At 61.1% G+C, this 21,778-nt stretch carries 22 protein-coding genes; 14 read left to right on the top strand and 8 right to left on the bottom strand.

The window, feature by feature from the left end; translation table 11 throughout:
* The first annotated feature begins 63 nt into the window (after positions 1-63).
* The 5 genes from ACSFA8_RS07865 to ACSFA8_RS07885 are packed head-to-tail and all read left to right on the top strand — an operon-like array spanning position 64 to position 4,840.
* A complete protein-coding gene (locus tag ACSFA8_RS07865; RefSeq protein WP_435478930.1) occupies positions 64-1,977 on the top strand; it encodes a hypothetical protein in 1,914 nt (637 codons plus the stop codon).
* Positions 1,974-2,345, top strand: coding sequence for a DMT family transporter (locus ACSFA8_RS07870; RefSeq protein WP_435478931.1), 372 nt, complete (start codon positions 1,974-1,976; stop codon positions 2,343-2,345). Before ACSFA8_RS07865 ends, ACSFA8_RS07870 begins: the two co-directional genes overlap by 4 nt.
* A 19-nt stretch (positions 2,346-2,364) precedes the next feature.
* Complete coding sequence (locus ACSFA8_RS07875) at positions 2,365-3,153, top strand: glycosyltransferase family A protein (protein WP_435478932.1); 789 nt, start codon at positions 2,365-2,367, stop codon at positions 3,151-3,153.
* Positions 3,150-4,202, top strand: a complete 1,053-nt coding sequence (locus ACSFA8_RS07880; protein ID WP_435478933.1) for a glycosyltransferase family 2 protein — start codon at positions 3,150-3,152, stop codon at positions 4,200-4,202. Before ACSFA8_RS07875 ends, ACSFA8_RS07880 begins: the two co-directional genes overlap by 4 nt.
* On the top strand, positions 4,199-4,840 hold the full coding sequence (locus ACSFA8_RS07885) for a class I SAM-dependent methyltransferase (RefSeq protein ID WP_435478934.1): 642 nt from the start codon (positions 4,199-4,201) through the stop codon (positions 4,838-4,840). Before ACSFA8_RS07880 ends, ACSFA8_RS07885 begins: the two co-directional genes overlap by 4 nt.
* Here the strand turns inward: ACSFA8_RS07885 and ACSFA8_RS07890 are convergent.
* Both ACSFA8_RS07890 and ACSFA8_RS07895 read right to left on the bottom strand, forming a co-directional pair.
* Complete coding sequence (locus ACSFA8_RS07890; protein WP_435478935.1) at positions 4,765-5,355, bottom strand: O-linked N-acetylglucosamine transferase family protein; 591 nt, start codon at positions 5,353-5,355, stop codon at positions 4,765-4,767. The genes ACSFA8_RS07885 and ACSFA8_RS07890 overlap by 76 nt on opposite strands.
* A gap of 144 nt (positions 5,356-5,499) precedes the next feature.
* Entirely contained in the window at positions 5,500-5,925 is a 426-nt protein-coding gene (locus tag ACSFA8_RS07895) for a tetratricopeptide repeat protein (RefSeq protein ID WP_435478936.1), read from the bottom strand.
* Positions 5,926-6,567: 642 nt separating this feature from the next.
* Between ACSFA8_RS07895 and ACSFA8_RS07900 the strand changes: the two genes are divergently transcribed.
* Genes ACSFA8_RS07900 through ACSFA8_RS07925 form a run of 6 tightly spaced genes read left to right on the top strand, consistent with a single transcriptional unit; the run spans position 6,568 to position 14,312 of the window.
* Positions 6,568-7,158 (top strand): GspH/FimT family pseudopilin, encoded by a 591-nt coding sequence (locus ACSFA8_RS07900; protein WP_435478937.1) that lies wholly within the window; start codon positions 6,568-6,570, stop codon positions 7,156-7,158.
* 11 nt (positions 7,159-7,169) lie between these two features.
* A complete protein-coding gene (gene pilV / locus ACSFA8_RS07905; RefSeq protein WP_435478938.1) occupies positions 7,170-7,751 on the top strand; it encodes a type IV pilus modification protein PilV in 582 nt (193 codons plus the stop codon).
* Positions 7,752-8,666, top strand: a complete 915-nt coding sequence (locus ACSFA8_RS07910) for a PilW family protein (RefSeq protein ID WP_435478939.1) — start codon at positions 7,752-7,754, stop codon at positions 8,664-8,666.
* The gene (locus tag ACSFA8_RS07915; protein WP_435478940.1) at positions 8,663-9,220 is read left to right on the top strand and encodes a pilus assembly PilX family protein; all 558 of its coding nucleotides are present in this window, start codon (positions 8,663-8,665) and stop codon (positions 9,218-9,220) included. The genes ACSFA8_RS07910 and ACSFA8_RS07915 overlap by 4 nt, the downstream gene beginning before the upstream one ends.
* On the top strand, positions 9,217-13,863 hold the full coding sequence (locus ACSFA8_RS07920) for a pilus assembly protein (RefSeq protein WP_435478941.1): 4,647 nt from the start codon (positions 9,217-9,219) through the stop codon (positions 13,861-13,863). Before ACSFA8_RS07915 ends, ACSFA8_RS07920 begins: the two co-directional genes overlap by 4 nt.
* Before the next feature lie 8 nt (positions 13,864-13,871).
* The gene (locus ACSFA8_RS07925) at positions 13,872-14,312 is read left to right on the top strand and encodes a type IV pilin protein (protein WP_435479212.1); all 441 of its coding nucleotides are present in this window, start codon (positions 13,872-13,874) and stop codon (positions 14,310-14,312) included.
* A gap of 72 nt (positions 14,313-14,384) precedes the next feature.
* Here the strand turns inward: ACSFA8_RS07925 and moaC are convergent, their stop codons facing one another.
* On the bottom strand, positions 14,385-14,888 hold the full coding sequence (gene moaC / locus ACSFA8_RS07930) for a cyclic pyranopterin monophosphate synthase MoaC (RefSeq protein WP_435478942.1): 504 nt from the start codon (positions 14,886-14,888) through the stop codon (positions 14,385-14,387).
* Positions 14,889-15,001: 113 nt separating this feature from the next.
* Here moaC and ACSFA8_RS07935 point away from each other — a divergent pair, with 113 nt between their 5' ends.
* Positions 15,002-16,564, top strand: a complete 1,563-nt coding sequence (locus ACSFA8_RS07935; RefSeq protein WP_435478943.1) for a M48 family metalloprotease — start codon at positions 15,002-15,004, stop codon at positions 16,562-16,564.
* 9 nt (positions 16,565-16,573) lie between these two features.
* On the opposite strand, the gene ACSFA8_RS07940 is transcribed toward ACSFA8_RS07935, so the two are convergent.
* The 3 genes from ACSFA8_RS07940 to ACSFA8_RS07950 all read right to left on the bottom strand — a co-directional run bounded on the left by ACSFA8_RS07940 (position 16,574) and on the right by ACSFA8_RS07950 (position 18,224).
* Positions 16,574-16,927, bottom strand: a complete 354-nt coding sequence (locus ACSFA8_RS07940; RefSeq protein ID WP_435478944.1) for a phage holin family protein — start codon at positions 16,925-16,927, stop codon at positions 16,574-16,576.
* 64 nt (positions 16,928-16,991) lie between these two features.
* Positions 16,992-17,459: a hypothetical protein gene (locus ACSFA8_RS07945; RefSeq protein WP_435478945.1), complete on the bottom strand. Its 468-nt coding sequence runs from the start codon at positions 17,457-17,459 to the stop codon at positions 16,992-16,994.
* Between the two features lie 27 nt (positions 17,460-17,486).
* Positions 17,487-18,224, bottom strand: a complete 738-nt coding sequence (locus ACSFA8_RS07950) for a TerC family protein (protein ID WP_435478946.1) — start codon at positions 18,222-18,224, stop codon at positions 17,487-17,489.
* 422 nt (positions 18,225-18,646) lie between these two features.
* Here ACSFA8_RS07950 and ACSFA8_RS07955 point away from each other — a divergent pair, with 422 nt between their 5' ends.
* Complete coding sequence (locus ACSFA8_RS07955; protein WP_435478947.1) at positions 18,647-19,105, top strand: DUF3717 domain-containing protein; 459 nt, start codon at positions 18,647-18,649, stop codon at positions 19,103-19,105.
* On the opposite strand, the gene ACSFA8_RS07960 is transcribed toward ACSFA8_RS07955, so the two are convergent.
* Entirely contained in the window at positions 19,098-19,658 is a 561-nt protein-coding gene (locus ACSFA8_RS07960) for a YaeQ family protein (protein ID WP_435478948.1), read from the bottom strand. The two genes, ACSFA8_RS07955 and ACSFA8_RS07960, sit on opposite strands and share 8 nt — an antisense overlap.
* A complete protein-coding gene (purB, locus tag ACSFA8_RS07965; RefSeq protein ID WP_435478949.1) occupies positions 19,658-21,037 on the bottom strand; it encodes an adenylosuccinate lyase in 1,380 nt (459 codons plus the stop codon). Before purB ends, ACSFA8_RS07960 begins: the two co-directional genes overlap by 1 nt.
* A gap of 123 nt (positions 21,038-21,160) precedes the next feature.
* On the opposite strand from purB, the gene ACSFA8_RS07970 reads away from it, so the two are divergent.
* Positions 21,161-21,775, top strand: a complete 615-nt coding sequence (locus tag ACSFA8_RS07970; RefSeq protein WP_435478950.1) for a glutathione S-transferase N-terminal domain-containing protein — start codon at positions 21,161-21,163, stop codon at positions 21,773-21,775.
* The last annotated feature ends 3 nt before the right edge of the window (positions 21,776-21,778 follow it).

The following is a 21,778-nucleotide window of genomic DNA, read 5'->3' on the forward strand; positions in this document are numbered from 1 at the left end:
GTTTTTCGTTCCGGCGGGGACAGGCCCAGCCTGCCGCGCCACTCCGGTTAAATACCTCCGCACATGCTGTCACGCGTCGTTCTTCTGCTTGCCTTGCTGGCTACCGCCGCGGTGTACTGGACGGGGCTGAACGGGCCCTTCTTGCTCGACGATCCCGGCAACTTGGAGATCATTCGGCTTTGGCTGACGGGCAAAGTTTGGCTGACAGAGGCGATACTGCCGCAGCCATCGGTGATCTACTCGCGCCCTGTGGCCATGGCCAGTTTTGTGCTGAACGCCCTGGTATTTGGCGACAGCGGCTTTGGCTTTAAGCTGGGCAATCTGTTGGTGCACTTGGCCTGCGGTGTATTGGGTTACGCGATGTTGCGCCGCGCTTTGCGGCTGGATGGGCGGCTGGCCCCTCATGCGGCCCTTCTGGCAGCCTTGGTTGCCGCCATCTGGTTACTGCACCCATTGCACGCCAGCACCGTGCTGTATGCGGTGCAGCGCATGGCGCAGCTGAGCGCGCTGTTCACGCTGGCGGCGGTATGGGTCTACCTTTTTGCGCGGCAGCAACTGGTCGATGGTCGCACGCGCGCTGCGCAATTCAATTTGTTCGTGTGCTTCCCTGCGCTGGTGGTGCTGGGGGTATTGAGCAAACAGAACGCCGCCGTCGCTCCCGCCATCTGTCTGGCGCTGGAACTGGCCTATTTCGACAAGAACACCCGGCCCGGCGCCACGGCGCGCAACTTTTTTACCGCCTTTCTGGCCTTGCCGGCCTTGGCCGTTGCCGGCATTTTGCTGCTGGCCCCCCGGAGATTGCTGGCCACGTATGACGAATGGGACTTCACCCTGGCCGAAAGATTACTGACCCAGCCGCGCGCACTGGTCGACTACCTGGGCATGCTGCTGCTGCCACGCGGCCCGCAAATGGGGTTGTACACCGACGATTTCGCGGTGTCGCATGGCCTGTTTTCGCCGCCGTCCACGCTGTGGTGCATTTTGGTGCTGGCGGGAATCAGTGTGCTGGCCGTCGTGTTGCGTAAGCGAGCGCCGAGCGTGTTTGCGGGCTGGTTCTTCTTTCTGGTGGCCCACTTCGTGGAATCGGGATTTCTACCGCTGGAGCTGTATTACGAGCACCGCAATTACCTGCCCGCATTCGGTTTGTTTCTGGCCGTGGCCGGCCTGCTGGCACTGGTGCCCGCCTTCAAGACCAACATGCTGGCCCCGCGCAAACTGGGTCTGCTGGCCGTTGGCGGGCTAGCGCTGGTGTTCGCCTTGGCCACGCATGCCCGCGCCTTGGTGTGGCGCGATATCGGCACCATCGCGCAACTGGGCGCGGCCACGCACCCGGAATCGATGCGCGCGCAGTTCGATGTTTCATACTGGGCGGTTTGGCGCAAGGACTATCCAACGGCCATTGCTGCCATGAATCGCCTCATGGCCAGTGACAACCCCAGAAACCGGCAGATGGGGCAGTTGAGTCTGGTCGCCATCAACTGCACGCGCGGCGAAAATGCAGACAGCCCTGCCTTGCTCCGACAGGCGGCCTCGGCCAATCTGCCCCGACTGACAGTCTATGAGTCCCAAGCCTTCGGAAGAATGCAGATCATCAGCGACACCCATGATTGCAGCCCCTTAACGCGCGGCGAAATAATTGACGCATTCCAGCAGATTGTGGATTCGGCGGCATCGCAGCCGGAATCCGCCAGTCCGAAGTACGCAGCCCGCTATTACTTGGCCAATCTGTACGCCAGTAATGGCCAGTGGCAGGACGCACGCAAAAACATCGAGTTGGCGTGGCATGGCGGGCGCGACCTGAAAACCGGTGCATTCCTTGCCAAAGTCTGCCTGCACGAAGGTGATCTGGAGTGCATGCAGCAGGCGATCAGCGAAGTTGAAAAAATCGTCCGACCTTATGAAAAATCCGGAATGGCGGAACTTGCTGATCTGAAGCAGTTGTTGGCGGAGGAGCACGGCAAGGCGTTGCCCAAATGATCCACGAAATCTTGATGATCGTGTTCGTGACCTGTTCCACGCTGGGCAGCCAGTTGCTGGTTAAACACGCAGTGACCCAAATCGCGGCGCGCGAGCCAGCACTGGCGGGCTGGCACTGGATGCTGGCGGCCTTGCTGTCGCCCGGCGTATTGGCGGCAGTGGTGATCCAGGGCATTGGCTTTGCGGTTTGGGTCGTGGTGGTGAGTCGGGTCAAGCTGGGGGTCGCTTTCGCCATCTCCGGATCGGTCTTCTATGTGCTGCTGGCGCTGCTGGGCTGGTGGCTGTACGGGGACAAATTGGCCGCCGGCCAGTGGATTGGCCTTGTGCTGATCTCGGTCGGCGTGCTGATGATCTCGCTGTTGAAATAAGAACAGGTCATTGCACGTTATGCAACAGCATGTATTTATCGTGCCTGCCTACGGTCACTCCGCGCATTTGCGGGATTGCCTGGCGTCTTTGCGCCGACAGACACGCCCTTCACCAGTCATCATTTCCACGTCCACGCCGCACGAGGGTCTGGAGCCGCTGGCGGCGGAATTCGATGCGCGTCTGGTTGTGCATTCGCCCAGTGCGGGCATTGGCCATGACTGGAACATGGCGCTGCGCTGCGCCGATGCGCAGTGGGCCACGCTGGCGCATCAGGACGATGTTTACCTGCCCCATTTTGCCGAGGCAACGCTGGCGTGGACGGTCCGTCACCCGGATGCCAGCCTGGTAATGACCGGCTACGGCGAATGGGCCGGGGAGCGGGCGAGAACCTTCACGCCGATGCTGGCCATCAAGTGCCTGTTGCAAGAGCTGGCCTTTCTGGGCCGCGATGCGATCCGGTCGCGCAGCGCGAAGCGCCGGCTGCTGCGCTTTGGCTGTGCGATTCCGTGTCCGTCGGTCACGCTGCGATTGGCGCCGAAGGCCCCGCAGTTCTCCGAAGACCTGCGGCTGAACCTGGATTGGGATGCGTGGCTGCGATTGGCCGATCAGCCTGGTGCTTTCGCGCGGGTGAAGCGGGTTTCGATGCTGCACCGCATACACACCGGCAGCGAAACCAGCAGCGGCATCCGCGCTGGTGTGCGCGCCCGTGAAGACCGGCTGATGTTCGGCAAGCTGTGGCCGGCCTCGGTTGCCGCTGTGCTGTCACGTGCCTACGCCTTGTCTTACGAAGCCGGGCCAGACGCATGAGTATTTTGCAAGAGCGCAGCATCGTCGATCCTTACGGCACCGGCCTGGGCGTGCAGCCAACCGGTTCGCCGCGGATTGCTGTGGTGATCCCCAGCTATCGCGTGAAAGCGCATCTGCTGGAGGTGATCGCGGGCATTCCGGCGCTGGTCGAGCGCATCTACGTCGTCGATGACGCCTGCCCGGAGGGCAGTGGCGCGTTGGTCGAAGCGCAATGCAACGACCCGCGCGTGCGCGTGCATCGCAATGCGGTGAATTTGGGCGTTGGCGGCGCGGTGATGGCGGGCTACTGCCTGGCCTTGGAAGACGGCATGGACATCGTGGTGAAGATGGACGGCGACGGGCAGATGGATCCGGCGGCGTTGCCGGAACTGGTCGGCCCTATCGTGCGCGGCGAGGCGGATTATGCCAAGGGCAACCGTTTCTACGACTTGACCCAGATCTGGCGCATGCCGCGCATGCGCATATTGGGCAATGCGGCACTGTCGTTCATGACCAAGATTTCGTCGGGTTACTGGGATTTGTTCGACCCAACCAACGGCTATACCGCGCTGCACTGCCGCATCGTGCCCAAGCTGCAATTGGAGAAAATCAGCAACCGTTACTTTTTCGAAAGCGACATGCTGTTTCGCCTCAATATCATCCGTGCGGTGGTGGTGGATGTGCCGATGGACGCGCGCTATGGCGCTGAGGTCAGCAACCTGAGCATTTCCAGGGTGATGTTCGATTTCTCGTACAAGCACGCCCGCAATATGTTCAAGCGCATTTTCTACAACTATTTCCTTCGCGACCTGTCATTGGCATCGCTGGAATTGCTGGTGGGCATGGGATTCCTGCTGACCGGCTCCGTAATGGGCGTGTTGTTCTGGATAGAGTCGGCGCAGACTGGCATCACCGCGTCGGCAGGCAGCGTGATGCTGGTGGCTTTACAGGTGATCGTGGCGATCCAGTTATTGCTGGGATTTTTGGCCTATGACATTGCATCGGTACCGCGCCGGGCGGTGCATCGTTTGCTGACGGGCAGGCGCGGCATGTCCGGCGGTGGTGAATGAACATGAAATTCGACGCGCGATACACCGAATATCAAAGCAATAGGAGCCTGCTGCGCAAGCTGGTGCGCCGCATTTATTTGCGAAGTGCTGCTGCGCAGTTGCAAGGCCCCACGCTAGATTTTGGTTGTGGCATCGGAGAGCTGCTGCGAAGGCTGCCCGCAGGGTCTCGCGGGTTGGAATACAACGAGGCAACCGTCGATTTTTGCCGCGCAGCCGGGCTGGCCGTGGATGCTTATGATGGATTCCGCGATGACTGGGCGATGAGTGCATTGCCGGTTGGAGCGCGATTCCAGTCGATGGTGATAAGCCATGTACTGGAACATCTGGAACATCCGGTTGAAGTGCTGCGAAAACTGATGCTTGCCGCCAGAAGCCGGGGCGTTGAGCAGGTGCTGGTCATCGTACCGGGACAAGCGGGGTTCCGCATCGATGATACACATCGCACTTTCGTGGATATGGCCCAACTTTCGGCTTCAAGTTTTGCCGCAGATACCGGATTTTTGTTGAATCACGCCCGCTATTTTCCCGGAAATTTTCAAAAGCTGGGCAATTGGTTCCCGCATCATGAATTGCAGGTGTTGTACCGAGTTTGCCCTGAACAAAAATCGATGGCACTGAGCCCGGTCGTTGCCTGGTAGCCAAGCCAGGTCATTTGTATAGGCGCGGGTTTCCGTGCAAAAGTGAGCAGCCGATTATGTCCGGTATGCCCTGAGAGATCTACCAGGATATCAATTCCGTCGGCGCGAATTTGTTTTGCCATCTCATCATCCGACATTCCTGCGCAGTCGATCCAGCGATCAGCCAGACCCCTGATGCGTTGTGTGATCATATCGTGAGTGGGATGCGAGTAATAACAGTGGATCTCAAACTTCGCGTGATCGTGGTTTTTGATAATTGGTTCTATAAAAAAGACTAGCGAGTGATTGCGAAAATCTCCGGATACATATCCTATTTTTAGCCTTCGATCCGAGGTGGTCTCATTGGTGTGGGCTTCCCAATGGTTTCTCAGCGGCGCCTCAAATTGCAGGGAAAATCCGCGATGCGCGTCGAATTTTTCCTGCTTGGAAAAATTTGAGCTGTACTGTATCCCCAAAAGATAATTGCTAAAAATAGGGGCTGCTTCAGGCTCTTGCGCAAACGCCCTCTTCAGCATCTCAATAGATCTGTCGAGGTCGTCAGTTTGTCGGAGCGAGTTTGCGTAGCTGGAAAGCGTGTGGCGATTCGGGGTTTAGCGCCGTTGCTTTCTTATACATGCCGACAGCTTCCGAGTGGCTTCCTTCTTCTGACAGCAGGTTGCCTAGGTAGAAATAGAAATCAGGGTTTTCGGGCCCTTGTTAAACAGCAACAGGCAAAAATCGCAATAAATATGCTCCAACTTTGGCGGGAGCGCGAGAGCCCTGCGCCATGCCTCTTCTGCAGCATCTGTTTCGTGCGTCTCGGCGTAGGCCTTGCCCAGCATATAGTAGCCATCGGCGCTCATTGAATCGAATGCTACCGCCTTCTTCAAAGTACTGATTGCCGCGGTAAAATCTCGGGCTTGTAGAAGCGCGAACCCTAAACCGATATGCCCGGCGCGACTGTCCGGTTGAATAGAAATCGCTCCACGATAATAGTCGATCGCCTCGGCGTAGTTATCATTCTCTATGGCCGAATTTCCTCTTTTAAGATACGCCTTCTCGTCGGCTGCGGCATCCAGGCCCTCCTTTGGCAGATGCCGCCGCATCAATCACCGTTTGCCTCGCCGCGGTCAATTCGCAAAAATCTCTTCAGAGAATTAAACATGCTACTTGCACTTGAGAAGAAGCCAGGTTGTCGTTTTTTCCGAGAATTCCTGATCGTAACCTTTGTCGAGTAGCGCATATTTGAAGGCGCTGCCAAGTTGCGCTTTCGTGTAGATATTCAGTTTATTGACTTCCTTGAATTTCGCCAATCTTTTTTCGATCAGTAAAAATGTGGCCTCGTGCCTTTTTTCATTCTTTTTGATCGATTTGCCTTGATTTTTGAATGCTCGCTCGCATTTAATTTAAAAGAATCCGGATATTTCGCCGGTAGAGGAGGCTCTCGTACTTGAGCGCGGTGACATCGGCGATCTGACACTAGTTTCAACCGAGGATCGCCAGTGTCAAAGTGTACCGATGGGACGCTCGAATTGGATGGCTTAGGGGGCGCCGGATTGAGCCCAAGAGCGCGGGCAGCCGCTCGCTGTTGACGGGGCGGATCGGTCGGCGCATCCGTCAACAACCGCAACTGCGAGCGTGACGACATAACTCGCGGCGGCTTGGTCGTGCCATCCTGGCGACGAACGGCCAGCCTTTCCTACCGAACGGTGATCGCGTCACGGGGACATTCGTTCACAATTAGACACATGTGTCCCCCTCTTGTGTCTCGGCCCAGCGTGAATGCAGCTTGTATCCGCGGCGTCACCCTGTTGGAACTCCTTGTCACAATCACCGTGCTTGGGGTGATCATGGCTTTTGGCTTGCCAAGCATGCGCGACTTTCTGGTGGGGAATCGGCTTTCCTCCAACGTGAATGGCTTCATAGGGCTCGTTAACTACGCTCGAAGCGAAGCCATCGTCAGAAACCAGGACGTGATCGTTTGCCCCAAAAATGCCAGCACGGTCGCCTGTGTTTCCACCAACACTGCATGGAACACCAATGACGTCCAGGTCTTCGTCGACGTGGACGGCGACGGGGAGCGAGGGGCTGGCGACATCCTGCTTAAAACGCAGGTAGCGGTCGATCCGGACAACACACAGACGGGCTTCGACCGCTCGGCTGACGGCACGCTCATTTTCGGTAGCGCTGGCTTTGCGCGCAGTGCACAGTTTTTCAAGATCTATACGAAATCGTCTGATGCCGACTATCAAGCGAGGTTCGGGCGGACCGTTTGCGTCAGCAAGATCGGCCGGGTGCGCGTCGCGGCGTACGGCGTCACATCCTGTCCCGATTTCTAGAGACTACAGACATGACCATGCGGAGAACTCGCAATCTTCACGCACAACGCGGCGCAACTTTGATCGAGGCGCTCGTGGCGATGCTCGTCATGTCCTTTGGACTGCTCGGCATCGCCGGACTACAGGTTAGCGCGCTAGCTTTTCAGAAGTCCGCATGGTCGACTCATCGCGTGGCAGAGATCACAAGCGACATCGCGGAGCGGGTTCGGGCCAACCCCAAGGCGGTCGACGCAGACTACCAATACACCACCAACTACGCGACCGGAAAGGCCGCGGTGCCCACCAAGCTCAATTGCCGTACAAGTGGTACATGTACGCCAGCGCAGGTGGCGGCTGACGACCTGGCCGATCTGCTGCTGAAGGCGCAAGCGTCGCTGCCACAGGGGTCGATGCAGATCACCGGAACAATCGCCAATGGGCTTGTCGTCACGTCCATGTACATGGACAAGGAATTCGTGGATTCCTCAGGCGCCTTGCAGTCGGCCCCGACCTGCGCAGCAAGCACCACTGGCATTGATTGGCGCAACTGTTGCCCCTCGGCCGCCTCAGCGCCCGCCGGCGTTCGCTGCCGCCGGTTTTCGATCATCCCTTGAATGAAGTCGGCGCAGACCATGTACTCCCGTCTCTCCGCCCGCAGATTCACCCGCGGCGCCACACTGATCGAATTGATGGTCGGGCTGACGATCGGCTTGATCCTCATCATCATTGCTTCGGTTGTCTATCTGTATTCCAAGCAGTCGTACAACGCCGTTTCCGAAAATTCGCAGATGGAAGAAAACGGCCGGTTTGCGATCGACTTGCTTACCAAATACATCCAGAGCGCCGGCTTTGCGATGGTGGATCCGACGGCGCCCGGCCCCACCCTTCCTCTTGAAGACAAGCTCGCGGGCTGTGCCTATGGCTACGCCAACGCGGCGGCGCCGACGACGCTCAGCGATTTGGCCTGCCGTACGGCAACGCCGACCGGCGCGCGCCCTTCAGCGTCCATCTCGACGCGCTATGAAACCGACGCATACGCCTCGTCTGCGGGCAAGCAGCAAGGGTTCGATTGCACAAACGCCGCCGCCGCAAGCAAGCTGTTGTCGGGGGGCGTGCAAACCTACGAAGTTCGATCGTATTTTTTTGTTTCGCAGGTGGTTGCCCAGACGCCTTATGGAACCAAGTCCATGGGGCAGCTCAGTTGTGTGTCTGACACAACACCCATAGTCAACGGCGTGCTCGGCACGGTCGCACTGCAGGCGCAACCGCTGGTGCCCGGAATCGAACAGCTGGCAATCAGCTACATCTCGGCCGCGGGCCAGGTTGTACCGGTTCCAACCACCGCAGCGGGATGGAAAGACGTCGCCGCAATTGACCTGTGCGTTCTTGCAAGAAGCATCCAGTCGTCCGGCAACGACACCGGAACCGGATACACAGACTGCTACGGCACGGCGATCGCTGCCGTTCCAACAGAAACCTATCGCACCATTCGCTCCACGGTGGCGTTGCGAAACACGGCCTCACTATGAAAGTCCAGCGCCCATTCAGGCTTTCGGTGCCGCATGGTCTGCACCGGCAACGCGGCATCTCGCTTTTCCTCGTGATGATGTTCCTCGTCATCTTGAGCATCCTAGGCGTCACGGCAATCCAGAGTTCCAGCCTGTCGGCCCGCATAGCCGGCAACGAAGCTGATCGAACGCTCGCATTCCAGGCAGCAGAGTCGGCGTTGAGAGACGCCGAGAAAGACATTGCCGGTGTTTGCACCAGCAACTGCCGAGCCACGCCTATCGCTCCAGAAACTGCCGATATCTTTGGAGCCACTTGCGCGCTGGGGCTTTGCCTGCCCAATGCCACAACGCCGGTGTGGGAGGTCAAGGCCAACTGGACTACGACCGGACGCGCAACGGTGTATGGCACGTACACCGGCGCAACCGCGTTGCCGGTCGTTTCGCAGCAACCCCAATATCTCATCGAGTTTTTCAAGCTCGGCGAGTCTTTCGTTTATCGCGTCTCGGCTACCGGCTATGGCGCCAACAGCTCGACACAAGTCTTGCTACAAACTTCCGTGAAGGCATTGAAATGATTGCATCCACTGTGCACAGATGGCTTGCCCGTGCCGCTGCCGCGGGGGTGCTTCTTGCGGCAAGCCTGCTTGCAACGTCTGCATTCGCGGTGAACCTCACGCCCTTGCCACCCTACCTGACGGAGACGAAGGGCTCTCCAATGGTGATGCTGAACCTGTCGCGCGACCATCAGCTTTCATACAAGGCCTACAACGAGTTTTCCGACCTCGATGGCGATGGCACCATCGAAACCCAGTACAGCCACGCGTACAGCTACTACGGCTACTTCGACAATGAGCGTTGCTACATCTACGACACCGCCAGTAACGTGTATGTGCCGTCCAGAAAGGTCGATACGACGTCTCGCTATTGCAACTACGGCGGCGCGATTACCGGCGAGTGGAGTGGAAACTTTCTGAACTGGGCCACCATGACCCGGATGGACGTGATCCGGCGCATTCTGTACGGCGGGTTCCGAAGCACCGATAGCACGACCACTGTATTGGAGCGGGCCCATCTGCCGACAGATGCGCACGCATTTGCGAAGTACTACAACAACACCGATGTCGCCCGACTCACTCCGTTTTCGGGCACCAACGAGATCACCATATGCAACGCGACGTTCAAGAATGGCGCATTGCAGTACTCGCACAATGCCGCTGGGCCGCCGGCCATGCTGGTGGCCAGTGGAAACTACTCGCTCTGGAACGCTAATGAGCGGTGGCAGTGCTATTGGTCAGAAACGAAGGGTGCTAGCAACGGAAATCGGTCTGCGGTGACCGGGCTGAGCGCTGCGAGCAGCAATCCCTCCCAGGAGACAAATGGACTCGGGGTGGGCGGGAGTGGTCTCGGCAAAGGTACTTACACCGTTCGAGTGGAGGTCTGCAAAACGGGGCTTGACGGTGCGGCTACCGGCGTTGCCTCGTTCACCAATGACGAGAACAGCCGCTGCAAGCTTTACCCCTCGGGCAACTACAAACCAGTGGGTTTGCTGCAGAAATACGGTGAGCGCAACGAAGCAGCATTCGGCTTGATCACGGGCAGCTACACCAAAAACATATCGGGTGGGGTGCTAAGAAAAAATGTCTCTTCGTTTACGCCAGAGGTCAACACAGACAGTGGGATTTTTACAGGCGTCGACGGTATCGTGTCCACGTTGAACAAGCTGCGCATCTACGGCTATGACTACACCGTCGGAACCTATACCGGCAGCAGCGACCAGTGCAATTTCGGCCTGATCGGGCTCACGGAAGGGCAATGCGCAAGTTGGGGAAATCCGCTCGGCGAGATGTACCTCGAATCACTGCGTTACCTCGCCGGCGCCTCCGGGCCCACGACCGCCTTCGCCACCACCGGTGGCAAGGACGGCGCATTGGACCTCACCGTTGCCAGCTGGACCGATCCGTTCGCTTCATCGACGGTTCCGACCTTTGGCGATGTCACCTGCCGTCGTTCCAGCGTGATCAACTTCAACGCGAGCGTGAGTTCTTACGACAACGACCAGTGGGACAGCGCCAGCGATGTGCAGGGTCTTTCGTCGGCACTGGTGAGCACGCGCACAAACGACATCGGCTCCGCAGAAGGCTTGTACGCAACTGGCAAGAAGTGGACGATCGGCCGAACCGCGGCCGATACCAACAATCTGTGCAGCGACAAATCCATGAGCGCGCTTGCTACGAGCGTCGGCCTCTGCCCCGAGGCACCGACCGGTTACGGCAGTTTTCTGATGGCCGGCGCCGCGCAGTACGCGCACACCAATCGCATCAGGGACACGAGCCCGGTGGTTGCCGCGTCGAATCTGCGGGCGTTCAAGGTCGACACCTACGGCGTCGCCTTGGCGACCAGCACTCCGCGCATCAAGGTCCCGGTGCCAAACCAGGCCGGCAAGTTCGTCGTCGTTCAACCGGCCATGCGGCTTTTTTCTGGCACAGGCGGCGCGGGAGCATTGGTCGATTTCCGGGTCGTGAGCCAGACGCCAACGGCTGGCAAGTTCGTGGTTCAGTGGGAAGACTCGGAGCAAGGCGGCGACTACGACCAGGACATGTGGGGCACGCTGGAATATGCAGTCAACAGCGCGACCGGCAGTATCACAATCACCACTTATGCAGCGTTCAAGTCGACGCCCTATGTGCTCGGTTTCGGTTACGCAATCGCGGGCAGCAACAAAGACGGCGTCCACTTCCATTCGGGCATCAACGGCGCCAACTTTACGGATCCGGTCGGTATCACGGTGACGCCATCGACGAGGGTTGACTCCACGGGTGGTTGCAGCGGATGCCAGGATCAGCAGGCCGCGACAAGTGCTGTTTACAACATGGTCGGCATCTCGGGCGAAGCCCTGCAGGATCCAATGTGGTATGCGGCCAAATACGGCGGCTTCGACCGCACGGTTGTTCCCAGCTACGCCACGGGTACCGTGCTTCCTGCCGCTGCCTGGGATTCGAAAAAGTCAGACGGCACCTTGGGCAGCGACGGTGTTCCGGACAATTACTTCTACGCCATCGATCCCGCCGAACTCGAGCGGTCGTTGAACAACATTTTCTCAACGATCCTGCGTGCAGGCGGGGCGGCTCCCGCGGCCGCGACCACCTCCAGAACGCAATCAGGGGGCTATGTTTATGCAAGCACCCACAGCATCAAGGCCAAGGTTGTTGGCAGCGACGTCGATGCCGATGCGAGCGGACAGTTTCTACGCTACAGCTTTGACGCGAACGGGCTGGTCAACAGCACCTCCGACTGGGACGCTGGCGCGCGTCTGACGGTTGACAGCGGTGGTTCAGGCTGGAATTCGACCCGCAAGATATTGTCGTTGTCTGCTACAGCGCCGATTGCGTTTCGTTGGGCGAGTTTGAGCACGGCGCAGCAAGATGCGTTGAGGACAAATCCGGCCAATGGAACCAGTAGTACGGTGACGATTGGTCAGAGGCGACTTAACTGGCTGCGCGGCGACAGCTCGAACGAGACGGTATCCGGTGGCTTGAGGATCCGCCCGGCCACCAAGCTCGGCGCCATCATCAACTCCACGCCTTGGTATGTGGGCGCGCCTGCGGCGGGCTATACCAATGCGCAGTACGGCGGTGGCTACGGCGCGTTCCGAACCGGCATTGTTGCAGCCAATGGCAACAATAACCGCACTGCGGTGTTCGTGGGGGCGAACGACGGCATGCTGCACGCGTTTGACGGCACAGACGGTAGAGAGCTCTTTGCCTATGTGCCTCGAGCCTTCTACACAACGGACACTGCGGCGCCTTATTCAAAATTGGCCGCCATCACTGCCAAAGACTTCAATTTGGGCGAGGCGACGACTCGGCTCACGATGGACGGCAGCGTTATGGCCGCCGACGTGAAGATCGGCACCACTTGGTCGACCTATTTGTTCGGCGCGTTCGGTCGCGGCGCGAAGGGTGTGTACGCGCTCAACGTGACCACGCCGCACACCGTGACGGAGGCAACCGCTTCAAGCGTGGTGAAGTGGGAGTTCACCGATGCCGCGGACAGTGACATGGGATACATCACGGGCCGTTCCAATGGGCGGTCGAACGGGCAGCCATTCCAGTCTGGCTACATGGCCAATGGCAAGTGGGCCGCCATCTATGGAAACGGCTACAACAGCACCGGTGGCAGAGCGGCCTTGTTCATCTTGTTTGCGGATGGTCCGACGTCGGCAGCATCGACCACGTGGACTGCAGGCACTCAGTACATCAAGATTCTGACGCCCGTGGTCGCTGGTGACGGGGCTGACAACGGCCTCGCGGCGCCGACCGCCATCGACACGAACAATGATGGTGTGATCGATCGTATCTACGCCGGCGACCTGAAGGGCAATGTCTGGAAGTTCGATGTCAGCGATGCAGACCCGGCCAACTGGAGGATTGCCAACACCACCGGTGGTGTGGGCGTTCCGCTTTACAAGGCCACCACGGTTGTGGGCACGACGACCGTGTCACAGCCGATCACGACGCCCGTGGTGCCGTTCCCGCATCCGCAGGGCGGCTATCAATTGCTCTTCGCAACTGGCAAGGCACTGGAGAGCAATGACTATCCGATGTCGTCGGTCTACACCAATACGATCTATGGCATCTACGACAAACCGGGCACCACATCGACGCTGACTACCGGCAAGACGGGCTTGGTGCAGCAGACCATCACCACCGTGTCTGGAGTTCGGTATCTCACATCCAATCCGGTGAGCTATACCGGAGGTGCGCTCGGGTGGTATGCGAACTTGCCGGTGAGTTCGGAAGGCGTTGTCTTCAATCCCTTTGCGGAAGATACCAACCGCGTCAATATCCGTTCGCTGGCGCCTTCGGCAACATCGGATGGATGCCGTTTTGACGGAACATCTTTCGACATGGCGATCAACCCCATCAACGGCACGCCGATTCCAAACGCCGTACCGGGCGTCACGACGAGCGGTGCAATCGGCATGAGCAACCTGAACTATTTCGAAGGCTCCAGCGGCGGGCAATTCAGAGTGCCTGCGTCCACCCCTGCGATTCCAGTTCCGGGCGGACCACCGACGCCGCCGCCCCCTGCCTGTTCGGGCCAGTGCCTGTTCCGTTCCATCATTTCGGCAGGAGATGGCACGCTGAAGACAGTCGAGCGCTGTGGCGCCTGTACCGATGGACGCCTGACCTGGCGCGAAATTTTCCGTAACCGTTGAACAACGCCATGCACTCCCATCCAAATGTGTCGGGGCGACAAACTGGCTTCACCTTGATCGAGCTGATGATCGTGGTGGCGGTCGTCGCGATTCTCGCGGCGATTGCATTGCCGGGATACGGTGAATATGTGAAGCGCTCGAATCGTGCGGAAGCGCGTGCTGAAATGCTCAAGGCGGAGGGCTGGCTTGAGCGTTACTACACCGAGAACAACCGTTACAGCGGCACAGTTACTGGCACGACAAACTCAGCGTTCTCGGCCATATTTACGACCGTACCTGCGGGCGGCACTGCGCGTTACAACATCACGCTGGCGGTCACCGCTGCCACCTACACCATAACTGCGGCACCGACCGGCGCGATGAGTGGCGATGTCTGCGGCTCGTATGTCAAGACGAGTACAGGTTCATTAACTTCCACGGGCAATAACCCCTCGAAGTGCATGAAGTAGCGCGCAGTCGCAGCACCACCGGTGCAACGCGGGCTGCGACATGACCGGCCGCATGCCAGGCAATGATCTGGCTCAGAGGCCAGCCGGCGGATGCACCACCGGCGCCGTGAAGCTGCCCGACTTGCCGCCGTGCTTTTCAAGCAGCCGCACATCGGTGATGGTCATGCCGCGATCCACCGCCTTGCACATGTCGTAGATCGTGAGCAGGGCGACCTGAACGGCGGTCAGGGCTTCCATTTCGACGCCGGTCGGCCCGACCGTCTCCACCGTGGCGGTGCAGGCCACGTACGGGACGCCGCCGCTGGCCACCGCAAAAGCCACCGCCACGCGCGTCAGCGCGAGCGGGTGGCACAGCGGAATCAGGTCGCTGGTCTTCTTGGCTGCCTGTATGCCGGCGATGCGCGCGATGCCGAGCACGTCGCCCTTCTTCGCGCTGCCGGATTCGATCAGCGCCAGCGTGCTGGCCAGCATTTCGATGCGCCCGCTGGCGACCGCGACGCGGTGGGTGGCCGCCTTGGCGGCCACGTCGACCATATGGGCCTGGCCTTGGCTGTCGAAATGGGTGAGTGAGCTCATGGGGAAATCTCCGCGCGATCCGATCCGGTGTTCGTCCGGGGAGCGGCCCGCCGGCTAATGCTTGAACATTGTGAAGTCTCGCGCATCATACGGGGCCGAGCCACTGACGAGGAGTGTCGCGCTTGATCCACGATTCCAAGCTAAATCGAGCCAGGGCGCCCGTCCTGCGGTCGCTGTGTGCTACTGTTTTGATAGCGGCGCAGGTGTTGGTGCCGCCACCGGCGCAAGCCCAGTTGTTGCCCGGCATGGGCGACGGTGAAATGACGGCCAGTGCCGAGCGCCTGCTTGGCGACCGCATCGTGCGCGAGCTCTACCGCGACACCGACTACATCGACGACCCGGTGCTGGTCGAGTACGTGAACGACGTCTGGCAAAAGCTGCTGGCCGCCGCCCGCGTGCGCGGCGACCTCACCCCCGAACTCGACGAGCGCTTCGCCTGGACGGTGCTGCTCGGCCGGGATCGCAACATCAATGCCTTTGCTCTGCCGGGCGGCTACCTGGGTGTCAACCTCGGGCTGGTCGGCGTGATTGGCAGCCGCGACGAACTGGCCACCGTGCTCGGCCATGAGCTGTCGCATGTCACCCAGCGCCACATCGCGCGCATGCTGGGCAAGCAGTCGCGCGACATGCCGGTGCTGATCGCGGCCATGGTGCTCGGCATGCTGGCCGCCGCGAAAAGCAAGAACGGCGATGTCGGCCAGGCGATGGTGATGGGCACCCAGGCGCTGGCAGTGCAGAACCAGCTCAACTTCTCGCGCGACATGGAGCGCGAGGCCGACCGTGTCGGCTTCGGCGTGATGACCCAGGCTGGCTTTGCGCCGCAAGGCGCCGCCGCCCTGTTCGACAAGCTGCAGTACGCGGCCCGCCTTAACGACAACGGCTCCTACCCCTACCTGCGCAGCCATCCGCTCAATAGCGAGCGCATTGCCGACATGCAGGGCCGCTTTCAACTGCAGCCCGGCACCGATGTCGCCATGCCGCTGGTGATGGATCACGCCATGGTCTCGGCCCGGGCCCGGGTGCTGTCGCGCCCCGGTGTCGACGTGTTGCGCCTCTGGGTGCAGGCCGCGGGTTCCGGCGATTTCGCCAAAAGCGCGCCCGCGCAGCAGGCGGCCACGCTTTACGCGGCCGCGCTCTCGGCCACCCATTTGCGCGACCTCGGCCCGGCCCGCGAGCTGGCGGTGCGCCTGCGCGAGCGCACTGCGTCTGACGCCCCGGCTGCGCGGCTGGCCCGGCTGCTGGCTGCCGAGATCGAACTCGCGTCCGGTCAGCCGGCGCGCGCCGTGGCGCTGCTCGATGCCAAGGCCAAAGACCGGCCCGAGATGATGCTGTCGGCCCAAACCGCCATTGCCACGCGCAATGCGGCGCCCATGGTGGCGCCGGTGCGCGACTGGGTTGCCACGCACCCGCGCGACGCTGGGGTCTGGCGCATGCTGGGCAGCCTCTACAACGCGCAGAACGAGCCGGTGCGCGCGATCCGTTCCGATGCCGAGGCGAACGTTGCGATCCTGGACTACCCGGGCGCGCGCGACCGCTTCAAGGCGGCGCAGGACTTGATGCGCCTGCCGGGAACCCCGGTCGACCACTACGAGGCCTCGATCATCGACAGCCGGGCGCGTGAGATCGATCAGCGGGTACGCGAGCAGCTGGCGGAAGACAAGAAGCCGCTGTACTGAAGCGCGGACTCAGCTGGCTTTGAACACGCCGCCGAGCGCGGTTTCGATGATCAGGCCCAGCAGCGAGTAGATCAGCGAGCCGATCAGCGCAGCCGTAAAGCCGGTCACGTTAAAGCCCTGCAGCAGCCCCGAGGCGGCCCAGAACATCAGCGCGTTGATGACGAACAGGAACAGCCCGAGCGTGACGACGGTGACAGGCAGCGTCAGCACTACCAGCACCGGCCGCACGATCATGTTCAACAGGCCGATCACCGCGGCCGCGATCAGCGCCGAGGTAAAGCTGCTCACCTGAACGCCGCTGTAGAGATAGGTGACTGCCAGCAGCGCCAGCGCGCTCAGCAGCCATTTGAGGATCAGTCGCATCGGCAGCAGCTTAGCAAAACGGGCGCCTGAGGCGCCCGTTTTCGTGGACTGTTGTTTATGTCTATTACTCGGTCAGCTCGTTGGCCATGACCAGCAGCGCGCCCATCCCGATCACCGCACCCGGCAGGGCCCAGCCGGAATTGCCGGCCGGCGGAACATCCGGCGCCACCGGCTCCATGTCCACACCGATCTTGGGCCGGCGTGCATCGATCACCTTGGCCGCGCCATGTTCGAGCTTCAGCTGCTGCGTGAGCTCGGTCAGCCGGCCCTTTGCCAGCAACGGCGTGAGCTGGTCGCCCGGCCGGCACAGGGTCGGCGTGATTTCGCTCAGCGCCTTGCTGAACCACTTGGCGCGCCAGTTCTCGCGCGCGCTGTGGCTCACCCACTTGCTGATGCGGTGCGTCATGCGGGGCGGGCAGGCCACCAGAACCCAGTGGTGCGCACCGCTGGCGGCGAACTCGGCGGGCAGGAGCTTCGCGATGTGCTCGCGCGCATAAGCCGCGTCGTCCACGTACACGATGATCTTTTCCATGATGCGCTCCTCGGGTGGTTAACGATATCAGGCCGCAGCCGTGGGTTCGGGCTTTGGGCGGCGCGCGACGACCCATTTGCCGATCAACAGCACCAGTACCGCACCGCCGATGCCGGCAGCGTACTTCACCGTGTCGGTTTGCGGAACCTTCGGCACCCAAGTCCAGGCAGCCGGGTTCGACAACGCCGGATCCGACACCGCCATGGTGCCCGCGATCCAGCCCAGCAGCATGCCGCCGGCCGTGATGATGATCGGGAAACGGTCCATCAGCTTGATGACCAGCTGGCTGCCCCAGACAATGATCGGAATGCTGACCAGCAGGCCGAAGATCACCAGCGGCATCTGATGCCCCTGGCCCGCGCCCTGCGCAGCCCCGGCGATCGCGATCACGTTGTCCACGCTCATCACCAGGTCGGCCACGATCACGGTCTTGACGGCGGCCCACAGCTTGTCGCTGCCCTGGATGTTGCCGTGCGGGTCATCGTGCTCCGGGGCGAGCAGCTTGACGCCGATCCACAGCAGCAGGATGGCGCCGACCAGTTTGAGGAACGGGATGGCCAACAGTGTCAGCGCAAAGAAGATCAGGATCACGCGCAGCACGATTGCGCCGGCGGTGCCCCACAGAATGCCCTTGGTGCGTTGCGCCGGCGGCAGCTTGCGGCATGCCAGCGCGATCACCACGGCGTTGTCGCCACCAAGCAGGATGTCGATCATGATGATCTGACCGACTGCGACCCAGAATTCTGGGGTCATGAACTGTTCCATACGTTCCTCTGTTCGTTTCGATTCATCCGGTGCAGGTGGACGAAGCGGCTGACTGAGGACCGGAAAGTTCCGGGGACTTGCAATCGCTTCGATCTAACCTGCGCAGGTTCAAATCGAAGGTCTTGCTCAACAACGCGCGCAGCGCATTGCCCGGCAGGCCGGAAGTGTTTTGCTTCGTATTGACGACCTGGCGATACCCGCTGCCTCACGCAACGGACGGGAGCTACTCCCCTTCGTGCGCGGATTAAAGCATCGGCCCGTCGTGTATGGCAACAGTGGGTTTTCCCTTTTTTACAAAGAAAAAACGGCGGAAGGATCCAGCCAGCGGGCATTTGGTGCTATGTTTTTAATAGCGTCAATGACCTTTGAATTCATCGGGACTTGTGCGGACTATGATGCCCGTCCGCTGCTCAACCCTGTTCATGGCCGCCATCCACATTACCGATATCGAGGCCGCCATCAATTTCTGGCGCGAACAGAAGCCGTCGCCCGACGGCATCACGCTTGCGCCCGAGATCCGCGCGCTGGCCGAGGTCTACGCGTTGATGGTCTACCACCGCGAAGACGAGGTCGACGAAGTCGGGTTTCCGGCCGAAGCCTGGGCCGCGTGGCTGGCCTGGTACCAGACCACCCCCGACACGCCCTGCATCGCGATCTGCTCGACCAGCCAGGGCGACAACGAATGCAAGGGCTGCGGACGCAGCTTCGACGAGGTGCAGCATTGGCCCGCGATGTCGCCGGCCGAGAAGCGCAGCACCTGGCGGCGCATCACGATGGAAGACACAGCCTGGCGCTTCAACAAGTACGCGGAGCGCGCCCGCGAGGCGGAGCAGACCTGGCCGGACGACGAGGCCGCGTCGGAGCCCGAGCTGCCTACTTGAGCTTCACCAGCTCGATGTCGATGCTCTCGGCGCCGTTGCCGAGCGTCAGCGTGTTTTCCTGAATCGTCGCCTGCAGTTGCATGCTGCGCTCGGCGAGCGCGGCCACCGCCTGCGAGATCTCGCTCGGCACGCGCCACACCTGCAGGTTCTGCGGCCGCGTCAGCTTGTTCTCGATGCCCTTCCACCAGATGCCGGCAGCGTGGCTGAAGCAGTAGACGATCACCTGGTCGGCCTTGCCGCAGGCTTTGGTGATCGGCTTGTCTTCGGGCTGGCCGACCTCGATCCAGAGTTTCACTTCGCCGGTGAAATCGCGCAGCCAGACGTCGGGCTCGTCGACGTTCGAGAGGCCGGCGCCGAAAGCGAGCGTGCCGTCGCCCTGCACCACGTCCTGCAGCTTGTAGGCGTTGAGCGCCAGCGCGACGAGCCGGATCATCATCCGCTCGTCGTTCTCGCTCGGGTGCCGCGCCAGCGTCAGCGCATGGTCGGCGTAGTAGCCGTGGTCGATGTCGGCAACGGCGAGGTTGGCCTTGAAGATCGTCGATTTGAGCGCCATCAGGCCCGCCGAGCCAGCTCGGCCGCCTTGCCGGTGTAGCTGCCGGGTGTCATTGCGAGCAGGCGCTCTTTTTCGGCCTCGGGAATCTCGAGCGAGCGGATCAGGCCGTGCAGTGCCTCGGCCGTCACGGTCTTGCCGCGCGTCACTTCCTTCAACTGCTCGTAGGCGCCCTGCACGCCGAAGCGGCGCATCACGGTCTGGATCGGTTCCGCCAGCACCTCCCACGAACGGTCGAGGTCGTCGGCCAGCGCCTGCTCGTTGAGCTCGAGCTTGCCGAGACCGGTGGCCAGGCTCGCGTAGGCCAGCGCGGTGTAGCCGAAGGCCACGCCGATGTTGCGCAATACCGTGCTGTCGGTCAGGTCGCGCTGCCAGCGGCTGATCGGCAGCTTCTCGCTCAGGTGCCGCAGCACGGCGTTGGCCAGGCCGAGATTGCCCTCGGCATTCTCGAAATCGATCGGGTTGACCTTGTGCGGCATGGTCGACGAGCCGATCTCGCCCTTCTTCAGCCGCTGCTTGAAGTAGCCCAGGCTCACATAACCCCAGATGTCGCGCGAGAAGTCGATCAGGATGGTGTTGGTGCGCGCGAACGCGTCGAACAGCTCGGCCATGTAGTCGTGCGGCTCGATCTGGATGCTGTAGGGCTGGAAGGTCAGGCCCAGGCCCAGCGGCGCCGGCGTCTCGATCACCTTGCGGCTGAAGCTTTCCCAGTCGAATTCGGGCCAGGCGGCAAGGTGCGCGTTGTAGTTGCCGACCGCGCCGTTCATCTTGCCCAGCAGCGCCACTGCGGCGATGGTCGTGCGCGCCTTGGCGAGTCGCACCGCGACGTTGGCGATTTCCTTGCCGACCGTGGTCGGGCTGGCGGTCTGGCCGTGGGTGCGGGCCAGCATCGGCACTTCGGCGAATTTGCCCGCCATATCGCGCAGCGTGGCGATGATGCCGTCGAGCGCGGGCAGCATCACCTTGTCGCGCGCCGACTGGATCTGCAGCGCGTGGCTGGTGTTGTTGATGTCTTCGCTGGTGCAGGCGAAGTGCACGAACTCGGAGGCCGCGAGCAACTCGGGCCGGGCGTCGAACTTCGACTTGATCCAGTACTCGACCGCCTTCACGTCGTGGTTGGTGGTCTTCTCGATCTCCTTGATCGCAAGCGCGTCGGCCTCGGAAAAGTTGGACACCAGGCCCATCAGGTACTTGCGCGCGCCGCCGGTGAGCGGCTTGAACTCGGCAAAACCGGCGTCCGACAGCGCGATGAACCAGGCCACCTCGACCTGCACGCGCCGGTGCATGTAGCCCTGCTCGCTCATCAGGGGGCGCAGCGCGCCAAGCTTGGAGGCGTAGCGGCCATCAAGTGGGGAAAGGGCGGAAACGGTGGAGAAGCTCATTTTTCAATTTTAGGTGCCGGCTGTGGCGTTTCCCCCTCGTCGGCGCGCCGGAGCCGGCCGGGCCGGGGGCGGTTCCCCTAGAATCAAAGCGCTATAACGAAGTTACCCGAGGGAAGAGCCCGAATGAAATTGATCGGATCTGCCGCCAGTCCATACGTGCGCAAAGTGCGCGTGGTCATGGCCGAAAAGCGGCTGGACTACCAGTTCGTCAAGGAAGACGTCTGGTCGGACGCCACGACGATCGGTCAGTCGAACCCCCTGGGCAAGGTGCCCTGCCTGGTGATGGAAGGCAGCGAGGCGATGTTCGACTCGCGCGTGATCGTCGAATACCTGGATACCCTGTCGCCGGTCGGCAAACTCATTCCGCAGCAGAGTCGCGAGCGCGCCGAGGTCAAGACCTGGGAGGCGCTGGCCGATGGTGTGATGGATGCGGGCATTCTCTGGCGCCTCGAAGCCAGCTGGGCCGGCCGGGGCGAGGGCGAGCGCAGCCAGGCCTGGATGGATCGCCAGCGCGCCAAGGTCGACGCCGGCATCGCCGCCATGGCCAAGGGCCTGGGCGACAAGCCGTTCTGCAGTGGCATCCACCTGAGCCTGTCGGACATCGCAGTCGGCTGCGCGCTGGGCTGGATCGCGTTCCGCTTCCCCGACATCGACTGGCACGCCAAGCACAGCAATCTGGCGCGGCTGCACGACAAGCTGCTGACGCGCCCCAGCTTCGCCGACACGCAACCGGGCTGACCT

Source organism: Variovorax nitratireducens (assembly GCF_051216545.1).
In the GTDB taxonomy this organism is placed as follows: domain Bacteria; phylum Pseudomonadota; class Gammaproteobacteria; order Burkholderiales; family Burkholderiaceae_C; genus Variovorax.

Bases quoted from the DNA above. Each gene is read 5' to 3' on its own strand.
- ACSFA8_RS07865 (WP_435478930.1), top strand. From the start codon at position 64: ATGCTGTCACGCGTCGTTCTTCTGCTTGCCTTGCTGGCTACCGCCGCG.
- ACSFA8_RS07870 (WP_435478931.1), top strand. From the start codon at position 1,974: ATGATCCACGAAATCTTGATGATCGTGTTCGTGACCTGTTCCACGCTG.
- ACSFA8_RS07875 (WP_435478932.1), top strand. From the start codon at position 2,365: ATGCAACAGCATGTATTTATCGTGCCTGCCTACGGTCACTCCGCGCAT.
- ACSFA8_RS07880 (WP_435478933.1), top strand. From the start codon at position 3,150: ATGAGTATTTTGCAAGAGCGCAGCATCGTCGATCCTTACGGCACCGGC.
- ACSFA8_RS07885 (WP_435478934.1), top strand. From the start codon at position 4,199: ATGAACATGAAATTCGACGCGCGATACACCGAATATCAAAGCAATAGG.
- ACSFA8_RS07890 (WP_435478935.1), bottom strand. From the start codon at position 5,355: ATGCTGAAGAGGGCGTTTGCGCAAGAGCCTGAAGCAGCCCCTATTTTT.
- ACSFA8_RS07895 (WP_435478936.1), bottom strand. From the start codon at position 5,925: ATGCGGCGGCATCTGCCAAAGGAGGGCCTGGATGCCGCAGCCGACGAG.
- ACSFA8_RS07900 (WP_435478937.1), top strand. From the start codon at position 6,568: ATGTGTCCCCCTCTTGTGTCTCGGCCCAGCGTGAATGCAGCTTGTATC.
- pilV (WP_435478938.1), top strand. From the start codon at position 7,170: ATGACCATGCGGAGAACTCGCAATCTTCACGCACAACGCGGCGCAACT.
- ACSFA8_RS07910 (WP_435478939.1), top strand. From the start codon at position 7,752: ATGAAGTCGGCGCAGACCATGTACTCCCGTCTCTCCGCCCGCAGATTC.
- ACSFA8_RS07915 (WP_435478940.1), top strand. From the start codon at position 8,663: ATGAAAGTCCAGCGCCCATTCAGGCTTTCGGTGCCGCATGGTCTGCAC.
- ACSFA8_RS07920 (WP_435478941.1), top strand. From the start codon at position 9,217: ATGATTGCATCCACTGTGCACAGATGGCTTGCCCGTGCCGCTGCCGCG.
- ACSFA8_RS07925 (WP_435479212.1), top strand. From the start codon at position 13,872: ATGCACTCCCATCCAAATGTGTCGGGGCGACAAACTGGCTTCACCTTG.
- moaC (WP_435478942.1), bottom strand. From the start codon at position 14,888: ATGAGCTCACTCACCCATTTCGACAGCCAAGGCCAGGCCCATATGGTC.
- ACSFA8_RS07940 (WP_435478944.1), bottom strand. From the start codon at position 16,927: ATGCGACTGATCCTCAAATGGCTGCTGAGCGCGCTGGCGCTGCTGGCA.
- ACSFA8_RS07945 (WP_435478945.1), bottom strand. From the start codon at position 17,459: ATGGAAAAGATCATCGTGTACGTGGACGACGCGGCTTATGCGCGCGAG.
- ACSFA8_RS07950 (WP_435478946.1), bottom strand. From the start codon at position 18,224: ATGGAACAGTTCATGACCCCAGAATTCTGGGTCGCAGTCGGTCAGATC.
- ACSFA8_RS07955 (WP_435478947.1), top strand. From the start codon at position 18,647: ATGGCCGCCATCCACATTACCGATATCGAGGCCGCCATCAATTTCTGG.
- ACSFA8_RS07960 (WP_435478948.1), bottom strand. From the start codon at position 19,658: ATGGCGCTCAAATCGACGATCTTCAAGGCCAACCTCGCCGTTGCCGAC.
- purB (WP_435478949.1), bottom strand. From the start codon at position 21,037: ATGAGCTTCTCCACCGTTTCCGCCCTTTCCCCACTTGATGGCCGCTAC.
- ACSFA8_RS07970 (WP_435478950.1), top strand. From the start codon at position 21,161: ATGAAATTGATCGGATCTGCCGCCAGTCCATACGTGCGCAAAGTGCGC.